The 20,821-nt window shown below is 47.3% G+C and carries 15 protein-coding genes; 11 read left to right on the top strand and 4 right to left on the bottom strand.

Translation table 11 applies throughout. The features are described 5' to 3' along the window. Positions 1 to 459: 459 nt before the first annotated feature. The 3 genes from D829_RS0118870 (at position 460) to D829_RS0118860 (ending at position 4,232) form a co-directional block, all read left to right on the top strand. Positions 460 to 1,191, top strand: a complete 732-nt coding sequence (locus tag D829_RS0118870; protein WP_152417086.1) for a hypothetical protein — start codon at positions 460 to 462, stop codon at positions 1,189 to 1,191. A 12-nt stretch (positions 1,192 to 1,203) separates the two neighbouring features. Then, positions 1,204 to 2,892: a VWA domain-containing protein gene (locus D829_RS0118865; protein WP_017690482.1), complete on the top strand. Its 1,689-nt coding sequence runs from the start codon at positions 1,204 to 1,206 to the stop codon at positions 2,890 to 2,892. Between the two features lie 200 nt (positions 2,893 to 3,092). Beyond that, entirely contained in the window at positions 3,093 to 4,232 is a 1,140-nt protein-coding gene (locus tag D829_RS0118860; RefSeq protein WP_017690481.1) for a toxic anion resistance protein, read from the top strand. Between the two features lie 123 nt (positions 4,233 to 4,355). Here the strand turns inward: D829_RS0118860 and D829_RS32545 are convergent, their stop codons facing one another. Then, on the bottom strand, positions 4,356 to 4,970 hold the full coding sequence (locus D829_RS32545) for a hypothetical protein (RefSeq protein WP_017690480.1): 615 nt from the start codon (positions 4,968 to 4,970) through the stop codon (positions 4,356 to 4,358). 160 nt (positions 4,971 to 5,130) lie between these two features. After that, positions 5,131 to 5,724, bottom strand: coding sequence for a TetR/AcrR family transcriptional regulator (locus D829_RS0118850; protein WP_017690479.1), 594 nt, complete (start codon positions 5,722 to 5,724; stop codon positions 5,131 to 5,133). Between the two features lie 381 nt (positions 5,725 to 6,105). On the opposite strand from D829_RS0118850, the gene D829_RS0118845 reads away from it, so the two are divergent. Beyond that, positions 6,106 to 6,864 carry an SDR family oxidoreductase gene (locus tag D829_RS0118845; protein WP_017690478.1) on the top strand — a complete coding sequence of 253 codons (759 nt, stop codon included), beginning with the start codon at positions 6,106 to 6,108 and terminating at the stop codon, positions 6,862 to 6,864. A gap of 178 nt (positions 6,865 to 7,042) precedes the next feature. Here the strand turns inward: D829_RS0118845 and D829_RS0118840 are convergent, their stop codons facing one another. Continuing rightward, entirely contained in the window at positions 7,043 to 8,077 is a 1,035-nt protein-coding gene (locus tag D829_RS0118840; protein WP_017690477.1) for a LacI family DNA-binding transcriptional regulator, read from the bottom strand. 446 nt (positions 8,078 to 8,523) lie between these two features. Here D829_RS0118840 and D829_RS0118835 point away from each other — a divergent pair, with 446 nt between their 5' ends. The 4 genes from D829_RS0118835 to D829_RS0118820 all read left to right on the top strand — a co-directional run bounded on the left by D829_RS0118835 (position 8,524) and on the right by D829_RS0118820 (position 13,702). Beyond that, a complete protein-coding gene (locus tag D829_RS0118835; protein ID WP_017690476.1) occupies positions 8,524 to 9,816 on the top strand; it encodes a maltose ABC transporter substrate-binding protein in 1,293 nt (430 codons plus the stop codon). 211 nt (positions 9,817 to 10,027) lie between these two features. Next, positions 10,028 to 11,383 (top strand): sugar ABC transporter permease, encoded by a 1,356-nt coding sequence (locus tag D829_RS0118830; protein WP_017690475.1) that lies wholly within the window; start codon positions 10,028 to 10,030, stop codon positions 11,381 to 11,383. Beyond that, positions 11,380 to 12,216, top strand: coding sequence for a sugar ABC transporter permease (locus D829_RS0118825; protein WP_017690474.1), 837 nt, complete (start codon positions 11,380 to 11,382; stop codon positions 12,214 to 12,216). Before D829_RS0118830 ends, D829_RS0118825 begins: the two co-directional genes overlap by 4 nt. A gap of 199 nt (positions 12,217 to 12,415) precedes the next feature. After that, positions 12,416 to 13,702 carry an MFS transporter gene (locus D829_RS0118820; RefSeq protein WP_017690473.1) on the top strand — a complete coding sequence of 429 codons (1,287 nt, stop codon included), beginning with the start codon at positions 12,416 to 12,418 and terminating at the stop codon, positions 13,700 to 13,702. A 157-nt stretch (positions 13,703 to 13,859) separates the two neighbouring features. Here D829_RS0118820 and D829_RS0118815 read toward each other — a convergent pair whose 3' ends face one another. Continuing rightward, positions 13,860 to 16,016, bottom strand: coding sequence for an alpha-amylase family glycosyl hydrolase (locus D829_RS0118815; RefSeq protein ID WP_017690472.1), 2,157 nt, complete (start codon positions 16,014 to 16,016; stop codon positions 13,860 to 13,862). Between the two features lie 447 nt (positions 16,017 to 16,463). On the opposite strand from D829_RS0118815, the gene D829_RS0118810 reads away from it, so the two are divergent. From D829_RS0118810 to D829_RS0118800, 3 genes are read left to right on the top strand one after another with little or no spacing between them, the layout of a single operon-like run. After that, a complete protein-coding gene (locus D829_RS0118810; protein WP_017690471.1) occupies positions 16,464 to 17,843 on the top strand; it encodes an alpha/beta hydrolase-fold protein in 1,380 nt (459 codons plus the stop codon). Then, on the top strand, positions 17,840 to 19,258 hold the full coding sequence (locus D829_RS0118805) for a hypothetical protein (RefSeq protein ID WP_017690470.1): 1,419 nt from the start codon (positions 17,840 to 17,842) through the stop codon (positions 19,256 to 19,258). The genes D829_RS0118810 and D829_RS0118805 overlap by 4 nt, the downstream gene beginning before the upstream one ends. Beyond that, entirely contained in the window at positions 19,252 to 20,631 is a 1,380-nt protein-coding gene (locus tag D829_RS0118800) for a fatty acid--CoA ligase family protein (RefSeq protein ID WP_017690469.1), read from the top strand. Before D829_RS0118805 ends, D829_RS0118800 begins: the two co-directional genes overlap by 7 nt. The last annotated feature ends 190 nt before the right edge of the window (positions 20,632 to 20,821 follow it).

Here is a 20,821-nt window from a genome sequence, read left to right as displayed (position 1 = left end):
AAATGCACCAAATAGCGTCACCTCAGTTCGTTAGATGTAGAAAACGGCATCAAAATTTCAATAAGAACACGAAACATAATGAACCAACGCATAAGGGGCGAAACCGGATGATCTCCGATTCGTCCTTTTTGTTTTGCTCCTTTTTCAGACAAGTCTTATATAAAAAATGACACGCATAGCTATTTTCCACGTATTACCTGATAACATTTCTTCTCTACAATCTGCTGTCTCGTAAAACTCACTTTTTATGGATTGACCACAAAATTTCCTGCCAAGTTCCACGTTGTCCCTGAAAATATGAAATGGGATAAGCCCAAACCACGTATATTATGAGTATCCAAATATCCAATCATATCCACCTGAGAGCGTTAACATCATGTACAATAAGAATAAGCTTAACAAGAAAATAACGACATAAAGCTTCAATATATAACATGAAAGGAGGTCGGATGATTGAACATGATCAAGTACATAAAATTGTTTGGATTGATTATCGGTATTGTGGCTGTGAATGTTCTGGCATTCTCACCCGGCTTTATCGGGCTGAATTTCGGGGAGGGTGCATTCACAACTGCGCTATCCGTTACCCTTCTGTTCGGAAGTGCAATGGCACTCTTATATGGCAGTTACACCTTGCTGCTCAGACAACCGGTAGTCCTGCCCGTGAAGCATATCGAAACACATGAAGATTATGTGGAAGCCTTATCTTTTTATAGACGAATCAAAGTTCTCGAAGAAGATATTACGCTGGGACTGTCCCAACTTAGCCGGATGAAAAAGAAGAAAGAAACCCTCCTGAATGTGCTTCATCAACGGTTTGATCCGGGGGAACTGAGCTACAAGAAATTCGCCTCGGTCACACTGGAAGTGGAGAAGCTGTTGTACCTGAACATCCGCAGTGTGCTGAACCGGTTAAATGTATTCGATGAAGCTGACTATGCCAACATGATGAAATCCAAATCCGAAAGCATTCCCCAGAAACTTTTTCAGGAAAAAACCAAGGTATACAACGATTATCTGTCTTATGTGAAGAATGCACTACACACCAATGAGGAGATTTTGCTCAAGCTCGATCAGTTGTTACTGGAGATTTCACGCCTCGACAGCTTTGAAGCCGGAGATATTGAACAGATGCCTTGTATGCAGGAGATTGATCAGTTAATCAAGCACACCAAATTATACAGACAGTGAGGGGTTGCTCGTATGGCCAAGAAGGGAAAGTTTTTTTTCATATCGATTGTAATGCTGGTGCTCGTATTTGGTCTGGTCTATGCAGGGATTACACTGACGTCGAACTTTGGCAAGTCGACCACACAGGTGAGCACAGAGAATGCAGGTAAGGAACTGGGGAAACTGTACGCGGACATTGCACCAGCAACGGCAGAACCGGTCAAAGGACAGATTGATCTCGATCCGGTCGACGTGGCAGAATCACTGCCGGATATCTCCAAATTCGCGATTGCCGTAGAGAATACAACAAATGATTACGTCGAAATCTTCTCTTCCCCAGAGAAGTCAGGCAGCGGGGTAGACGGCTGGTTAACTGAGGTGGGGGAGGAATTCAACAAAGCGAACATTACCGTTGGAGGCAAACAGGTATCGGTCAATATCCGCAATATCGCCTCAGGAACGGCTACCGATTATATCAAATCGGGCAAGTATGTGCCGGATGCATTCACACCTTCCAATGAACTGTGGGGCGAGATGGTTGAGGCCAGTGGGGTGAAGACGCAGATGGTGTCCGAGCGACTGGTCGGGAATGTTCCGGGTATTGTCATTTCCAAAGCCAAATATGATGCACTGGTTGATACGTACGGCTCCGTTAATGTGAAAACCGTAACCGAAGCCATTGCGAACAATGAACTCGCGATGGGATATACCGATCCATTTGCCAGCTCCACAGGACTAAACTTCCTGGTGACTGCACTGAATACGTATGATAGCGCCAATCCGCTGGGAGAGAAGGCTATTGAGGGATTTGAGAAATTCCAGACGAATGTACCGTTTACAGCCTCGACAACCATTCAGATGCGGGAAGCTGCCAAGTCAGGCAGACTGGATGCCTTTGTACTCGAATACCAGACGTATGTGAATACCGCTGATCTGAAGAGTGGATACGTCTTTACACCGTTTGGTGTGAGACATGATAGCCCGCTGTATGCATTGGGACAATTGCCGCAGAACAAACAGGAGATCATCCAAAAGTTTGCGGAATTCGTAACCCAGGCGAAGTACCAACAATCGGCTGAAGAGTTTGGTTTCAACGGGTTACAGGATTACAAATCCGAACTGGCTACCGTGGATGGCGGCACGTTACTGTCCGCGCAGAAAGTCTGGAAAGAGAAGAAGAACGGCAGCAAACCGATTGCAGCTGTGTTCGTAACCGATGTATCCGGAAGCATGGACGGCGAACCGCTTAACCGACTGAAGGAGTCCCTGCGCAAAGGTCAGAAGTACCTGGGTACAGACAACAGTATTGGGCTTGTCTCTTACTCCAGCGGGGTAACTGTGAATCTGCCGATTGCCAAGTATGATACGAACCAGCAGTCCATGTTTGTCGGGACAGTCGATAGTCTGCAAGCTGGCGGTGGTACGGCGACCTTTGACGGGATCGTGGTGGCGATGAAGATGCTGGAAGATTATATGGCTGCTGATCCAAACGTGAAGCCGTTGATATTTGTCTTGAGTGATGGCGAGACCAACGAAGGTCATACCCTCAAGGATATCCGTGATCTGGTCGAAACGTACAAAGTGCCAATCTATACGATTGGGTACAACGCGGACATCAAGGCTTTGGAGAGCATCTCCAGCATTAACGAAGCGGCAAGCATCAATGCCGATACCGACGATGTCGTGTACAAGATCGGAAACCTGTTTAACGTCCAGATGTAAGTTTATTAACACGAAGACGTAGAGTGCAGAACCGATCTGAAGAAGCGTAGCAGTCGCCTTTATCACCAGATTTCAACCGATTAATGAGGAAAATGAAGAAATCTGGGGATAACAGCGATCGGAGGATGGTACTGCAATCGGAGTCACTCGCGTGGAATATCAATCATTTTACAGCACGTATATAAAAGGGGGAACTGTAGATGTCATTTTCAATGGAAATACCGAGCCAGAAGGAAATTCAGAAGGTGATTGAAGAAGAGGTGAAACCCGTGCCCGCCGAGGTCGCGGAGCTTCAACAAGTGGCAAATGCCAACGTAGAAATGATCATGACACTGGATCTCGAATCCTTGGAGAAACGCAAAGAGATTCTGCAATCCATTGACGGTTTTGGCATGAACACGATGAGATCCTCTTCCGAGAAAAACGCCTTGCTTCAAGTCTCCGTTGGACATCTGTCCAAGACGGGAGACGAGGGCGGTCAGGTCGCCAAAGGCTTGACCGAGTTGCATATGCAACTGAAGGATCTCGACCCAAGCGTGGTCGACTTTGCGAAGACCGGTTTCCTTGGGAAACTGTTCAATCCGCTTCGCGCCTATTTCCTAAAATACCAGAAGGCTGACGCAGTCATCGCTGACATCGTAACCTCTTTGGATAAAGGCAGATCCACACTCCGTAACGATAATACAACGCTGGAGATTGAACAGCAGAACCTGCGGGAACTTACCAAACGACTGCAAAAGGAAATTCAGCTTGGCGTGCTCATGGATGAGTCTATCGACGCGCAGATTGAAGCCGCCAAGGTCCGCAATGAGGACCCCGAGAAAGTTCGTTTTATTACAGAAGAAGTGCTGTTCCCACTCCGTCAGCGGGTCATGGACCTGCAACAAATGCTGGTCGTGAACCAACAGGGCATCATGGCGATTGAAGTGGTCATCCGCAACAACAAGGAACTAATCCGAGGCGTAGACCGTGCGAAGAATGTAACGATCTCGGCATTGAAAATTGCCGTTACGGTAGCAAGTGCTTTGTATAACCAGAAGATTGTATTGCAGAAAATTGAATTGCTGAACCAGACAACTAATGATCTGATCGCAGGAACATCCAAGATGCTCAAGGATCAGGGGATTGCTATCCAGAAGCAGGCATATGAAGCCAGCATCTCCGTGGATACGATGAAACAGGCGTTTACCGATGTGTTGTCTGCGCTCGATTCGATTAGTCTTTATAAGCAGGAAGCTCTGCCAAGAATGCGCGAGACGATTAACCAGTTCCGTGAACTTGCGGATACCGGGGAGCAGCAGATTCAGCGGTTGGAGAAAGGGCAGAAGCTGGGGCTGTAATTCAGAAGAGAAAAATAAAAAATTTACGTATTAAATTGTTATCTTTTTTATAATTGGAAAAAGCGACCGTTCCTCATTAAGCATGGGGAGTGGTCGCTTTTTGGGCTTCTATGAAGATTGGTACTAATTTAGATACCCGATATTCCGTGCATAAGGGTATATCTGTTGCTTGTATTGGTCGAGGAGAACGCCAGCCGCACGTACTTTGGCACGACCTTGTTGCAGTATCTTAGAATTCACTTTGTTTTTAGAAACGGCTTGTTTGTACAACAAGTATCCTTCCAGCTGAAGGTAGCTCCCCTTAACATAATAGGCATGTATTTTCTTAAGTTCAGGATTGGAAGGTTTGATTTGTTTTAACATGGAGACCGTTTTTGTATAATTAGGGATCACCGTATTCGTAAGTTTGAGGTACATGGACTTGCGATTGGTTGAATTCACCTCACCTCCAACACTACCCAACGTGTCGATTGCTTTACTCTCATAAGGTACCAGACGAGATATTTGTTCAAGATATTTTTCGAAATCCTTTTGATCTTTAGTGAGCTCCTGTTCTGCATCATCTAATTCTAATTCGTCAATAAGTTCTTCGTGCAAATAATCATCTTCACTATAACTCTGATCTGAATATGTAGAGGTTGCTACTTTGGCTGCATCAGCAGAAGCGGCTGGAGAGAGAAGCATTCCGCCTAGTAAAACAAAACTGGTAATCAATGATATAATCCACGACTTCTTCAAATGTAATGTCATCCTCCTTTTGTTTGTATTCCAATGCATAATTTATCATATCAATACCAGAAATTACAGGAATGTATTTACATAATTTTGGTGGTGAAGCTTTCTTAAAATTACTCTCAATCACCCCACTATAGGAAGGGAAGTAAGGCGATTCAAAATTTCAGTCTCTCAACACGACATTGTCAGGTTTGTAATGAATGATCTTAAATAATTCCTCGGCCATGTAGGCGGGGCTGTGCTTGAAATCTTGTCTGATCCACTCTATGATCATGCCAAATATCGCATGAGATTGGTAGCTTGCCAATATTTCATGGTTGATGTGCTGCGGGAAGATGTGGTTCAGATCCTGTAAGGCCAGATCCCGAAGAACATTACAGATCATGCGCTGGAAGTTGGAGGAGGCCTCAGATTTCACAACCAGTGTGTAGAATTGTGCGTGTTGGTGCACATGCTCAAATATAGTGATCGCCGAAGAGGGCATCAGATTGACTTCGAACTCTTCCTCATCCTGATAGGGTTTGCGGAAAGAAGTTACCAGATCCTGAATCACATCATCGATAATCTCGTTGAACAGGTCTTCTTTGTACTGATAATGCCTGTAGAAAGTTCCCCGATTCAGGTCGGCTCGCTGCACAATATCCGTAATCGATATTTCTTTAAAGGGATGTTTTTGCATCAAATGGATGAGTGCATCCTTCAGTGCAGCTTTTGATTTTTTAATTCTTCGGTCCATTGAATTCATAGTTTCAGACATCTATTTTCCTCCTCGCTATATAAGTTGAACTAAAGAATATTTACACTGGCCACTTCGATGACAGAACAACCTTCCGATCGCTGTTATCCCCAGATTTTTTGATTCCTATTATAAATGGTAAATCCGGGGATAAAGGCGAACGCTTGCGCTTCTTCAGGTTATTTCTGTCCTCTCCGTTTCGTGTAAATGTTTAGTTTAATTTATATAGTTCACTTTATTAGTTAAAGAACAAAAAGACTTAATAGTGTTGTTTAACGTACAACTGGACAAGCTTTTACTGATTGAAGCGAAACGCTATGACTTATTATACTAAGGATAAGAGTTAATGAACATTTGTTTGTTAACTTATTGTAAACGAATACACAAAGGAGGATACATGGAATGAAACTTCAAGATAAAGTTGCAGTTGTTACAGGTGCTGGTTCAGGTATGGGGAAAGCAATTGCCACGTTGTATGCTCAAGAAGGCGCGAAAGTCGTCGTATCGGATATTAACGAAGAATCCGCACAAGCGGTAGTGAATGATATTAAAGCCCAGGGTGGAGAAGCGATTGTCGTTTTGGCTAATGTAGCCAAAGAAGAAGATGTGCAAAACCTGATCGATACGACAGTTAGCACATACGGTACAGTAGATATTCTGATTAACAATGCAGGAATTATGGATGGCATGGAGCCGGCAGCAGATGTAACGGATGAGAAGTGGGAGAGATTGTTTGCTGTGAACACAACCAGTGTGATGCGGACAACGCGTAAGGTATTGCCGATCTTCCTGGAAAAACAAAAAGGTGTTATCGTGAACATTGCTTCAGCAGGTGGATTGCACGGCGGACGTGCGGGAGCAGCATATACAGCTTCCAAACATGCGGTCGTGGGATTCACCAAAAATACAGGATACATGTATGCTGAGCAAGGCATTCGCTGTAATGCGATCGCTCCAGGAGCCGTGGCAACCAACATCAGCGCATCTATGGCTGGCATTAGCCCATACGGTGCAGGTCGGCAACAGCTGGGCATGGCAATCAACCCACGCATTGGGACGAGCGAAGAGATCGCCAAGGTAGCCTTGTTCCTCGGGTCGGACGAGTCCAGCTTCGTGAACGGAACCGTCGTTACAGCGGATGCAGGCTGGAGCTCTTACTAATCCATTCAAGTACAGTCGAGCATGGAGTACGGAAATTGTGTAAATTAAGGAAGCCGCATGAGTATATGCGGCTTCTTTTTTTGCACCTATGCACCTATGCACCTACGTACGGTGGATAACAGCATCACATTCCGTATAGGACAAACGTTTGCATTACTACACGGATACTTGAAAGGAATCAATCTGAGGGTGGCTTTGGCTTGGAAAAGAGTGAGGATTCACGCACGATCAGACGATGGGGGATAATAACCGGATTATGAAGCTGTGGTTCCCCACTAAGAATTTTTAACAATACCTGAACGGCTGTGTAGCCAAGCTGATAGGTTCCGATATCTATAGAGCTTAGTGGGGGTGAAGCCAGTTCCGATAATGCAATATTGTTAAAACTGACCACACTGATATCTTCAGGCACCAGATAATGAAGCTCGGCAAGAGCTCTCAATACCCCAAAGGCCACATTGTCATCGATGACAACAATTGCGGTGGGTCTGTCCGGCAAGGACATGAACAGCGACATCGCTCTGAATCCACTTTCCTGTAGAAATTCGCCTTCCACAATCCAATCACTATTCGCATCCAGCCCGGCTTGAGCGAGTGCTTTTTGGTATCCTAACATGCGATCATGCGATAACGTAATGTCCGGAGGACCGCTGACAAATCCGATTCGCGTATGTCCTTGGGCGATCAGATGATGAGTCGCATCATAAGCGGTCTGCACATTATCGTTATCCACCATGGGGGCATTTGGATGAGCTTCACTGCGACCGATTAACACAAAAGGAAACTTTTCCGCTTCCAAAAATGAAATGATGGGATCGTCTCGCTTAGACCCAAGCAGCAAAATACCATCCACTCTACGGCCATGCACAAGGCGTGATATCGCATGTAGTTCATTGTCTGATGATGTTTCGGTTGTTAGCAGCAATTCATAATTCATACGGGTGGCATGTGTAATAATACCTCGGAGCAGTTCCCCGAAAAAGTAATTCTGAAACAACTCTTCTGCAGGACGTGGAAGCATAATGCCAAGGGTATGTGTTGTTTTGGAAACCAGGCTTTTCGCGATGATGTTGGGATGGTAGTTCAATTCTTTCATAATTTGCTTCACTTTGAGAGATGTTTTGGTGCTGATTCTAGGATGGTTGGAAATCACCCGTGAAACTGTAGAAGGGGAAACACCCGCCAATTTGGCAATATCCTTGATCGTAATCATGTGAAAAAATCCCTTCTGAACAATCGTATAAATATTCTCCTATGGTAATCCAAAGGATACGAGAAATCAATTGCTAACTGCCGAATAAGGGATGCATGCGAAGTAAAATAAAGGAAGAAAGAGTCTGAACAAGGAAACAGGAGATTACTGTAGGTAAAAGAGATAAATTGGTTAAAATTGAGCAAATATGGCTTGTGCAAACGTTTGTGCAAATAAAGTTTGTTATTGTATGATGTGATTATTATTGTAGCGCTTACATCGGTGGATTTACATACTTCCTGACTTGTTTACCCCTAAATATTGAACGGAGAGGTCATCTTGTCTTCCATTTGAGCAAACGTTTGCACAAAAGGGGATATGGGATGCAAAACCTGACAACATACGCATACAAAAGGGTGAAAAGCGCGAACTTTGTTGGACCAAGCAGAGGGAAGGGGACATTTTACATGAGAAAATGGCAAGGGGCAACATTGTCCGTCATGGTGGCTTTTACACTGGCTGCGTGCGGGGCTGGAGGCGGAAGTCCATCTTCAGCTACAACTACGGCAGGTGAGAATCCGGAGGAAGTTGTAGAGCTGACATCCGAGAACCTTCAACCGGAAGAAGGGGCAACCCTGGTGATCTGGGAGGATAAAAATCAAAGCAGCTTTATTGAGCAAAGGGTCAAAAAATTCGAAGAAAAATATGGGGTAACAGTCAAAATGGAGGAATTACCTCCAACCGATCAGGTAACCAAGCTGACGACGGATGGCCCGGCGGGTCTGGCGGCAGATGTCGTTGTTTTCCCACATGATAAGATTGGTAGCGCTTCAGAGGCGGGACTTATTCTGCCCAATGACATATTCGAAGCAGAGACCGCAGAGAACACCAGCGACAACGCACTGAAGGCAGTGACGTTCAAGGATATCCTGTACGGCTATCCGTACAGCGTGGAGACCTACGCCCTTTTCTATAACAAGGCACTCTATCCAGAAGCTCCGAAAAACTTTGATGAGATTATCAGTTTCGCCAAGACGTTCAATAATGTGAAGTCCAATCAATATGCGCTGATGTGGGAATTGCAGCAATTTTACTATAACTATGCGTTCCTGGTTTCACAGGGCGGTTATATTTTTGGGGACAACGGGATGGATAGCGCGGATCTCGGTCTGAATAACGAAGGTGCCCAGAAGGGTGGACAGTTCTTGCAGACGCTGAAGTCGGAGGTGCTGCCGCTCAAGATGGGTGACGTGAACTATGATATCAAAAAAGGATTATTCTCCAGCGGTAAGCTGGCTATGGACATTAACGGTCCGTGGACCATTGCCGATTATCGCAATGCAGGTATTGATTTTGGCGTTGCTCCGCTTCCGGCAATCGATGGCAAACCGATGACCTCCTTCTCAGGTGTTAAAGCCTATTATGTGAATGCATTTACGCAATACCCGAATGCGTCGAAGCTCTTGGCAGCGTTCCTTTCCAATGAAGAAGCTCAGATGGAGAACTTTGACCTGAATGGTACACTTCCTGCGAACAAGAACGTAGCTGCTGATCCGAAGTTGCAGGAGGACCCGATCAATAAGGCGTTCCTGGAACAGTTCAACAACTCTACCCCAATGCCTTCGCTTCCTGCCATGGACAGCGTATGGGGACCAATTACGTCGGCCATTACGGATATCTGGGATACCGATAAGGACGTGAAGGCATCGCTGGACAATGCCGTGAAACAGATCCAGGAAAGCCTTGCAACCGTCCAATAAGGACGAACGACGAGTGCGAAGATATGCATAAGGCTGCATAGATTGAACTTCATATTTACACAAAAACGGAGAGGACAGAAGAAAGCTACTTCGGAAGCATATGCTCGCCTTTATCACCGATCGGAAGCTTGTTCTGTCATCGGAGTGGTCAGTGTAAGTACACTTTTGTTCAATATATACAGGTTAGCAAGAGGCGGGGAGGAGAGAGCAAATGCAACAGCAGCATGTCCCGGTGCCCGTTGGACCGAACAGGGAAAGACATCATCGGATGACAGCGGCTATATGTTCCATCATACTGCAAGGTCTTGGACAGCTGTACAATCGACAATGGATTAAGGGAATTTGTCTACTGTTACTGGAGGGGGCAGGGCTTGCTTACCTGCTTCCTCGGCTGTCACAGGCCGTATGGGGCATATGGACACTGGGGGAAAATACACAGCGTTTTGTCAAAGTGAATGGGTCCACTATACTTCAAAGGGGAGACCATTCCATCTTTTTGCTGCTGGATGGCATTATCGTACTGCTGGTGTTTTTTGTGTTTATCCTGATTTATATCCTGAATATCCGGGATGCGTACGTCACGGGGCTCGCCAGGGAGGAAGGGAAGCAGACCTTGGGCGCAGCGGCTTCGCTTCGGAACATGATGGACAAAAACTTTCCATATCTATTTCTGTCCATCCCGGCACTGGGCATTCTTTTTTTCACCGTTATGCCCATCCTGTTTACGATCACGATTGCTTTTACCAACTATTCAGCCCCGGATCATATTCCGCCAGCGAAACTCGTGGACTGGGTGGGCTTCAAGACGTTCAGTGATCTGATCCAGCTGAAATCCTGGAGTCAGACATTCTACGGCGTGCTGACCTGGACGGTCATCTGGGCCATCCTGGCTACAGTCACCACCTATTTTGGTGGTGTACTTGTAGCACTGTTGATTGAACAGCGGGGCATACGCTTCAAGAAGCTGTGGCGGACGATTTTTATTCTGCCTTATGCCATCCCACAGATTATCTCCTTGCTGCTCATGCGTAATCTGTTCAATGGTCAGTTTGGTCCAATCAATACGTACATGAGAGCATTTGGGCTGGAGGGATTACCCTGGCTGACAGATCCGTTCTGGGCCAAGGTTACCGTCATTGTTGTCAACATGTGGATCGGTATTCCGGTCAGTATGGTGTTGATTCTGGGTGTATTGACAGCCATTCCTCGTGATCTCTACGAGGCTGCCGAAGTGGACGGAGCATCTGCGTTTCAGAAGTTCAGGATCATTACGATGCCGTTCATTCTTTTTGCCACAACTCCGGTACTTATCATGCAGTTCGCCGGAAACTTCAACAACTTCAATGTCATCTTCCTGCTGACCAACGGAAATCCATTGCGGGGAGACTACCAGTACGCAGGGGCAACGGATCTGCTGGTAACCTGGCTCTACAAGCTCACGCTCGACAATAACAAGTTCAATATGGCTTCAGCGGTAGGGATTATTATCTTCCTCATTATCGCTTCATTCTCTATCTGGAACTTCCGCCGCTCCAAATCATTCAAGGAGGAGGACATGATTCAATGAAGACACGTAATAATCCGCTGCGTTTGGCCCTGAGTTATGTGCTGTTGCTGATCATCGCCGTTGTCTCCATCTACCCGGTGCTCTGGATCTTTCTCTCTTCTCTGAGACCTGGTGCGGCATTGTTCAGTGAACGGTTATGGCCGGAAGCTTTTACGCTTACCCATTACGGGGAGCTGTTCAATAACCCGTCCTTTATGTACGGCAGATGGTATATGAATACGCTGAAAATTGCCTTTTTCACGATGATCTTCTCCACATTGATGGTGACTCTCGGGATGTATGCACTGTCCCGCTTCCGCTTCCGTGGACGTAAAACGATTCTCTCCACCATGCTGATCCTTGGCATGTTCCCGAGCTTCATGAGCATGATTGCAATCTATATCATTTTGCTGCAAATTAAATTGCTCGACACCCACGCTGCGCTCATTCTGGTTTATTCTTCAGGCGCGGTACTGGGCGGATTTATCGTCAAAGGTTTCTTTGACACGATTCCCCGCAGTCTGGATGAAGCGGCCCGCATGGATGGTGCGAGTCACCTGCGGGTATTCACCAGCATCATCCTGCCGTTATCCAAGCCGATGCTGACTTATGTGGCGTTAACGAGCTTTACAGGGGCTTGGATGGACTTTATCTTCGCTCGATTGGTGCTGCGGACGAAAGAGAACTGGACGCTTGCGGTGGGCATGTGGGATCTGGTCAACCGTTATCAGGACAGTAACTTTACGATGTTCGCTGCGGGGGCGGTACTGATCGCCATTCCAATTACCCTGCTGTTCGTTTTCCTGCAACGATTCCTGGTTCAGGGTCTGACGGCAGGAGCTTCGAAAGGGTAAACGCAGACTCTAGGAAGAAACATTATAGGACTAGGGACAATATCATCAGCTAAGCTAACGACTGCATGATTAGCCTCGATAGCGTAACACTCACTTAACTCAGGCACTTCCGTGATGTCATGTCTTTATCGACTGGCACTGCTGCGGAAGTGCCTGATTCTGTATGGGCTCGAATCATGATTAGGGAGGAACGTGATGTATGGGCATGAACCCGTCCAGTGAGCCCGAGATTATGGGATACCAAGATGGACAAGCTGCATTGCATAATACCAAAGCTCCGCGAACACTTTGGCGTAATGTTACCTTTCGGAGGATATTGTACGGCTATGGCATCTCGGTTTTTGGGGATTGCTTCAATGGGATCGCGATCAGTCTGTGGGTGTTACAGACCACAGGCAGTGCGAAGAGCATGGCGGCCGTACAGATCTGCAATATGGCCGTCAGCTTTCTGTTTGGATCGGTGGCAGGTACGGTTGCAGACCGATTGGATCGCAGGAAGCTGATGCTTGCCTCGGATGTATTTCGGGGCGTAATGGCTGTACTGATTGCGATTAGCTTGTTCGGCTGGCATGCGCCGTTCCCAGTGGTGCTGCTGTTGCTCTCACTCTCCATGTTTTCAAGCCTGTTTCAGGCACCTGCATTCCACGCCTCTGTAGCAAGTATGGTTGGCAGAGAACATATTCAACAAGCGACCGGAACCATTCATATGGTGGATAATCTTGCCCGAATCAGTGGACTAGCAGCAGCTGGGGTTGCTGTTGCTGCATTTGGCGGATTCGTTGCCATATTAATTACAGGGGCAACCTTCCTGATGTCCGCAGTCTGTGTACTGATTGCGGGCCGCTTTCCAGAGGTACAGCGATCCGTTAGTCACCAGACTACGTTTGCTCAGGAGTGGCGTAGTTCGTTTGGCTACATCTATCGGAATCGTCTGATTCGATCCATTGTATTACTCAATCCCGTACTGATTTTGTTTTTCATGTCGGCGATGATGTTGGTTCAAGTGATGGCGGTCAAGGTATGGGAGGCGAATCCGGTGCAGTTTGGATTAATTGAGACCTGTATTCCGCTGGGATATATGATTGGCTCTGCGCTGTTGATTGCTTCGGGAAAACGATTGAAGCGAAGAGGGAGATGGGTGTTTATCGGTCTGATTGTGTTAGGACCGATATATATTTTTTTATCGAACGTATCCTCGCCAATCATGGCACTGCCGTTAATCGTAGGAGGTGGAGCGATGTTTGCGTGCTGTACGATGCTCACCCAGATTATGCTGAGGACAGCCGTTCCGGACGAGCTGCAAGGAAGAGTCTATGGCGTGGTCGGCACTATTACCAGTACGGCACCCATTCTGGGGTTGACGGTGGTCTCCGTATTGGCTGATCAGTGGGGGGCAGCTTCTGTACTGCAAGGCGTGGGCATATTACTGCTGGCGACAGGTATTCTGGCCGCTACAACCTTAAAGTCAATCCGAACCTATCAATGACATTTTATGATACATCAAAATGATATGAATTGAACCCCGCACTACACATTCATCAGAGAGAGGATAGAAGCAATCTAAGCAACCTGGCTAGGTACAGCAAAACCCGGAGCATACGCTGCGTTAGCGTAACTCCGGGTTAGCTTGTAGACTGTTTGTCTTATTGCCAGTTTACATTGACTGTGGCTGTACCGCTGGTTGGTGTGGTGAATGTGTGGTTGGAACCACCTTCCCACGTAATGGTGGCACCATTTTTCTTGAAGAATTTGAACTCCAGTTGTTTCCCGGCAGGCACGCTTACATCATAGTACCAAGTTGGGTAGGCGTGGATAACTTGATTGAATGCAGGTCCAATAGCTGTTGTGCCCGTACTCCAATTGCCGAGTTCTGCCACGTTACCTGTCAGATAGATGTTCTGACCCAGTGTGGTAGAAGCATTATTAATGACGAATCGTACAGTGACCTGATCACCCGTAAGGATGGTAAAGTTGTTATACGCATTGCTATTAACGCCGTTCGCAGCTACTTTCACAGCATAATTGCCTGCGGCAACAGCTGGGATCGTCACTTTGATCTGTGTATCTTCCCACGATGTGATCGCAGCACCGGTAACGGCTGTTGTACCGAAGTATACGGTACCTTTGGTGGAGCCAAATCCACGTCCACTAATGGAAACGACATTACCCGGTTTGCCCATCACCGGACCTACATGCCCTATCGTTGGTGTTGTTTCACTCGTTGTATATTGCCAGACCGCAGTTGCTCCGGCTGCCAGTGTGAACGAAGAGATATTGCCATTGGTGGAAGTGATGTTATTACCGTTCAGTGCACCACCCAGTACATCGGTGTAGTTGCCTGTTGGCAGTGAAGTGCTTAGATTCGCAATGCTTGCTGGTGTGGAGAGATTACGGTTCACCGCAACAACAGCTACACTTTTGCCAAATTTGCGTTCATAAACGTACACATCATTATTGATCCAGCGTTGCTGCGTGGAGCCGTAGGCAATTGCCGGATTGGATTTGCGAAGAGGGGCCAGCTTGCTGATCACGTTAAAAGCGGTGGTTGTTTTGGAGAAGGAAGGCATTTTGGCCCGATTGTCAGGGTCTCCGTTTCCAGTCAGATACTGCTCGGTACCATAATAGATGGCAGGTACGCCGCGTGATGTCAGCGTGAAAGCCAGCGCTTGTTCCAGACGACGGTTGTTGACGGCACTTGTTTTGAACCGATCCATATCATGGTTGTCGATGAACGTGACTTGGTCATTCACCTGATTGTAATCCGCCGCTGTGCCTGTAATCATTGAATCGAGGGCATACATGTTGGATGTGTTATCCCGGAAGACATCGCGTACAGCAGAGTTAAAGCGGAAATCGAGTAGGCTCATCCCAGATTCATTGGCAAATTCCGTGTTATCCGCATCAGATGCGGCAGATCCAAGGAACCATTCACCAAAGGTGAATACAGGTTTATGTGCATAGATGGAGGACATCCAGCTCTTTTGCCAGCCGAGAGGCATATGTTTCACTGCATCCACGCGAATGCCGTCCACGCCCATATCAAGCCATAGCTTGATCGCGTCTTTGAAATATTGATCAATGGTACTGTTATTGTGATTCAGGTCAGCGAGGTCATAGAGGTTTTTGTAGATACCATTCTCCAGGGAGGAAAAATCGGAGCCGCCGTTGTGATGGAAATATCCATTTGTATCATTCGTGTATCCGCCAACAAGATTACCGTTATCGTATAACTTGCCATTCTCTGCAAAGGACGTATCGGTCTCCATGGCAGGAGATGTGTGGTTCGGTGCAAAGTCAATTACGATCTTGATGCCTTTGGCATGAGCGGTTGTAATCAAATTTTGAAAGTCAGCCATCGTTCCGAAATACGGATTGGTCTTTTTGAAATCACGTGCCCAGTATCCATGATATGCTGTGTTGATCACGCCGCCGTAGTTGATCGTGGAGAAGATATTTTCGACCGGTTGGGAGATCCACAATGCCGTAACGCCCAGATCGCTAAAATAGTTATCGTTGATTTTGTTGATCAAACCCTGCCAGTCGCCTCCGCAATACAACTTCAGGTTACTACAAGTGGCATCGTAGGCAGCTCCGGTAGGATTATTGGAAGGATTGCCGTCCAGGAAGCGGTCCGTAAAGATCTGATAGATGACATCTGTACTAAAGTTCTGCTTGTTGGTAACCGCGGTATCTGCATCGGCATAGATCGCTGAAGCAGGCAGATAGGGAAGTGCGCCCCCTGCAAGTAAACTGAGTGTCAGTGTTGTGCTGAGGAGTACACGTTTGGCCATTTGAAACATAGTAATCCACCCTTCTCGTGAATATAGTAGTTTAGATAAACAACCAACCTGGCTCTTGAATAACAGCGCTTTCAATACAGCGGAATGTTACGCAGTGGATTGAAGACTTCCCTCCTTTTGACACGCCAACAACCCCGGCATCTCCTTTGGGAGTTACCGGGGTTGTCCTAAACCGCTCAGGTTTAAAAGCATGGCCCTCGAGTTATGATCACAACGTTATCGTAAGAAATATTGGATCTTATGTCAATAACTTTTTTGGGAGCATTTATTTTCTATTTTTATGTTTACAAAAGCATGTCCGGGGATTTAAACTATTCGCAGATTCACAATATAAGGGCTATGTATCCCGGGACACTTACGTGTGTTCTGGGACAACCCCGTCTCTTCTGAGGCGGGGTTATTTGTATTATGCAGTCGAATCGGGAGAAGAGAGGCGGTTGATGATCGTTGAGTACCCATTCTGTCATCGAATGTTTGGAAGGCATTCAGGCGTCACGGCTGGGCAATATCCGCAACATTTATGTGTATCTCCCGCCCGGTTACCATGAGCAGACAGCTCGGTATTACCCGGTTCTGTACGTTCATGCAGGGCAGCGGGCTTTTGGTCCATCCGGGCCAGGCAATGAAACATGGAATATGGATCAGGCAGCGGACGGACTAATTGCCTCCGGGCAGATTGAATCACTGATTATTGTCGGCATTACGCATGTCCGTCCAATCACGCACAACGAATTCTATCACTACATCGCTCCGGAGAGAGAGGCCGTGAGTGTGGGTTGTTCAGGCATCGCCTATGAGCATTTTATCATTCATGAACTCAAGCCGATCATTGATCATCGGTACCGGACGTTGCCGGACAAGGAGAATACCGGGCTGTTGGGTTCATCTGCCGCGGCACTTTGTACATTGCACATGGGGATGCGAAATCCGGATGTTTTCGGAAAACTGATCATGATGTCGCCATTCTATGTGGATGTGCAGCTGCACGAAACATCGGAAAGCGGACTGTTGGAAGAGACTATGTATCGCTTGCCAGAAGAGGTACCCGACGTTCGAATGTGGATGGATATTGGAGATACGGAAGGTCTGTTTCTGCCTTCCCAGGTCAGAAGGGTAGCTCATCAATTACTTGAACGCGGAGTCAGATCGGGTGAGGAATTGGCATTTCTGGAACAGCCGGGTGCCTGTCATCAGGAAGGTGACTGGGGAGCACGCGTTTACCTCCCGTTACTGTACATGTTCGGTCACATGGGTAAGCCCTCTTCGCTCGAACTGCTTGGAAGGGATGTCATCGGACTACGTGGTGGAATGACCGTGTGTATCAATGCACAAATGCACTACGAGAGTGGGTTGGTTCAGAGTCTGCTGCACGGGAATTATACTTCAAGTGAACCGGATGTAATCCAGGTTCGTTCGAGTGGAGAGTTGGTTCCTGTCGGTATTGGAAGTGCATCCATCACGCTGACTATGGGGGAACTGTCTGCTACACGCATCTACACGGTTATTCCTGAATTGTCTACGCACGTAGAGGTCTGCATTCGTGCAGAGGTAGCTCCCGACGAAAATTCGGAGGAAACGATATATGGTGGTATGGGCATGAAGCTTGTTCGTTCTGGTAAAGGTCGATATGAAGGTAGTTACCGAGTCCCACGTGATAGTGGGTTCTCCTTCCGGTTTACACGTGGTTTCCGCCGTTTCGAGACCGATGTGGATGGCAAACCTATTGCCAATCGGGTATTTCGAGCGACAGATGATATGTCTGTGCATTACCTAATCCAATCCTGGGGCAGTACGTCAGCCAAAACGGGAACAGGAGGCCCAAAATGATCATTCCTTCATTCGCTCCAGTGCTGGACATTCCCTATTATTATCCCTGCAATTTCCCTCTGATTCATGAAGTGCTCCATCGACAAGGATCCATCACAAGTCTTGCACTGCTGGCGGCAAGTCGGTTATATAGTCTTCCTTCGTGCGGGGATAACGGACTGGTGAAGCCTTATTTTCACAAACTGGATTATGTAGAGCCGATCTGGGAGATGTATGGTCAGCGACAGCTGGACAGCTTCGAGGAAGGCAAGGCGCAGATCCGGCAGCATATTGGCGAAGGTGAGCTTTTTTTGGCTACAGGAACCAGTTATCATCTGCCTTATTGTGAGGATTATCAGAATCCCGAGTACATTCGCAAACACGTGAAGCAAGGCTCCCGATTGCATCTGGTAGACCATTGGATTGCCGTATATGGTTTGGAAGATGAGCATGTTCACGTCTACGATCCCGTGCCCTCCAAGTATAAGGGGGAGGTTGCTCAAAGGGCCTTTCATGATTTCTGGAAAGGTAACCAAAGCATACCCGAGCTTGCTCAGGCGAAGCGCAAAGAAGAACTTCGAACGTTTGGCACCATGGATATTCGGGCGACTGTGAAGCTTGACTCTGCCGGGTACCGAGACATGTTGACCCAATCGCTGACAACACAGATTGAAGAGTTTCTGACAGGCCGGACGATTATACAAGGAGAGCAGAATTTTCATTTTGGACATGCGGTGTCTCTGCGACTCTTAGATGCACTGCATGAGGCGAATGAAGGGGAGCAGGCCAATGAAATGCTGATATCGGGTCTGCTGTTTGATATGCGATGGAGTCGATATTTTCTTCGAGATCTTCTTCAGGAGTCTGTCTTATGGCTAGGTTCTCCACTTGATCAATATGCGAGAGAATTCAGCGAGATCATTGTACGTTGGGAGAAGGCCTACAATATGCTTCAGGTCAGTCGGATAAAGCAGCGTGAGCAGTGGAAAGTACAGCTAACAAGTGTAATTAAAATGTTGGTCACCGATGAATGGCACTGGTATGAGTCACTTCGACAGTCCATACCTCAGGCAGATTGCTTCCCACGTAAGGCTGTGTTGATAATTGGACAAGAACACAGGGAGGATTTGCTCCGTATCGTATTGGATAGTTGCCGGGAGTTAAACGCGTACCATAATACAACGATTCCACTTGGTGAGGGTGGTAATGCTCCACTGTACGGACGAAGTGGGCAACTGGATTCGCTGGAACTCGTGTCATTGCTTGCAGTGGTAGAGCAGGGAATTGAAGATCGATGGGGGACGGGGATGGGAGCCGCACTGGCGGAGATGGCTGCTGCTTCCATGCCGGAAAGCCCATATCAGACCGTAGGTTCACTTGTTGATTATCTCGCACAGCAATGGGCGCCTGCCGGTGAGGAGGATGCAAGATGTTGAACCAATTCTTGCTTGAACGATTCGCGGAGCAGGGACAGCAACCTGCGCTGATCTGGAAAGATCAGGAGTACAGCTATCGGTGGCTGCTGGACCAGGTTGGCATCATGAGTAAGTGGATTACAGCAGAAGGGCTGACTGGGCAACTTGTAACGCTGGAGGAAGACTATTCCCCCTATGCAGCGGCAGCATTGGTTGCTTTGCTCGGACAAGGGTGTATCGTGCTCCCCATGGATCGGAACCTGGTTGAAGCCAAACGAGAGGAATATATCCAGCTGGCACAGGTGAAGTGGCGTTTGGGCGTTGAAGAAGGCAAGTTGTGCATTCGGCAAACGTGTGAATCCTCTGGAGAGGTTCCTGTGTTGTTATCCTCGCTGGTACAGGAGGGCGTAGGCGGACTAGTACTCTTTTCATCCGGATCAACCGGAGTGAGTAAAGCGACTGTGCATCGTGCAGATCGGCTGTTACATGGTTTTCGGCGGCAGGTTCGGCCTTTGCGAACGATTCCATTCATGATGTTTGATCATATCGGCGGTGTGAATACCATGCTGCAATCCCTGTCCAGTGGGGGCTGTCTCTGTATCATTGCGGATCGATCTCCCGAAGAAGTGTGCCGAACGATTGAGAAGTTTCGTGTGCAGGCACTGCCTGTCTCCCCAACATTCATGAATCTGTTGCTGCTGGGTAGAAATGATGAGGGGTATGATCTGTCGAGTCTCGAAGTTGTGTCATACGGATCGGAAGTGATGCCTGAATCCGTACTGGCAGCCTGGAACCGGAGATTTCCACAACTAAGGACGATACAAGCCTATGGCATGTCTGAACTTGGCATTCTGCCAACCCGTTCCAAAGAGCCAGGCTCGTTGCTGTTTTCCATTCAAGACGAAGGGGTCAAGTACCGGGTGGTAGAAGGAGAATTGCAGATTCATACGGCAACCGCGATGATCGGATATTTGAATGCACCATCACCCTTTACAGAGGATGGATGGCTGCGAACAGGAGATGAAGCCGTAATGGAAGAGGGGTACATTCGTATTCTGGGACGTCGTTCCGAGATCATTAATGTAGGTGGACGGAAAGTGTATCCTGCCGAAGTTGAGGGTGTTCTGGAAGAGATGGAATGTATTGAAGCGGCCGTAGTTTCGGGAGAACAGAGTGGTATCACGGGTCAGAGGGTGAAGGTGACTATCCGGCTGGCTACAGAATGTACTCTCACCGATCTGCGGCGATCCATCTGGGAATATTGTCAGGACAAGCTGCCTTCGTACAAGATTCCGCAGAAAATCGTAATTACACAGGAAGCTCTCGTAAGTTCAAGAATGAAGAAAATACGAAAACCGATGACTTCGATATCCTTCGCCTCGGCTGGGAAATAGGTCGCTGTCATCAATGAGTATCAGGCGGGAGAGTAGTCAACTTTAACCTATCTGGAAAAGCGCTGCCTCGAAGAGTTTTATCTCGCTTGAATGGCTATCGCTAACGAACCTCAAACATCGTATTGAGGGGATAATCAAGAAAAGTAAAAACCTAACGAATCTCAGTAACGTTATTGCGTCAAAAATACGG

Source organism: Paenibacillus sp. PAMC 26794 (assembly GCF_000316035.1).
GTDB lineage: Bacteria > Bacillota > Bacilli > Paenibacillales > Paenibacillaceae > Paenibacillus.
This window is presented reverse-complemented; position numbering and strand designations above follow the sequence as displayed.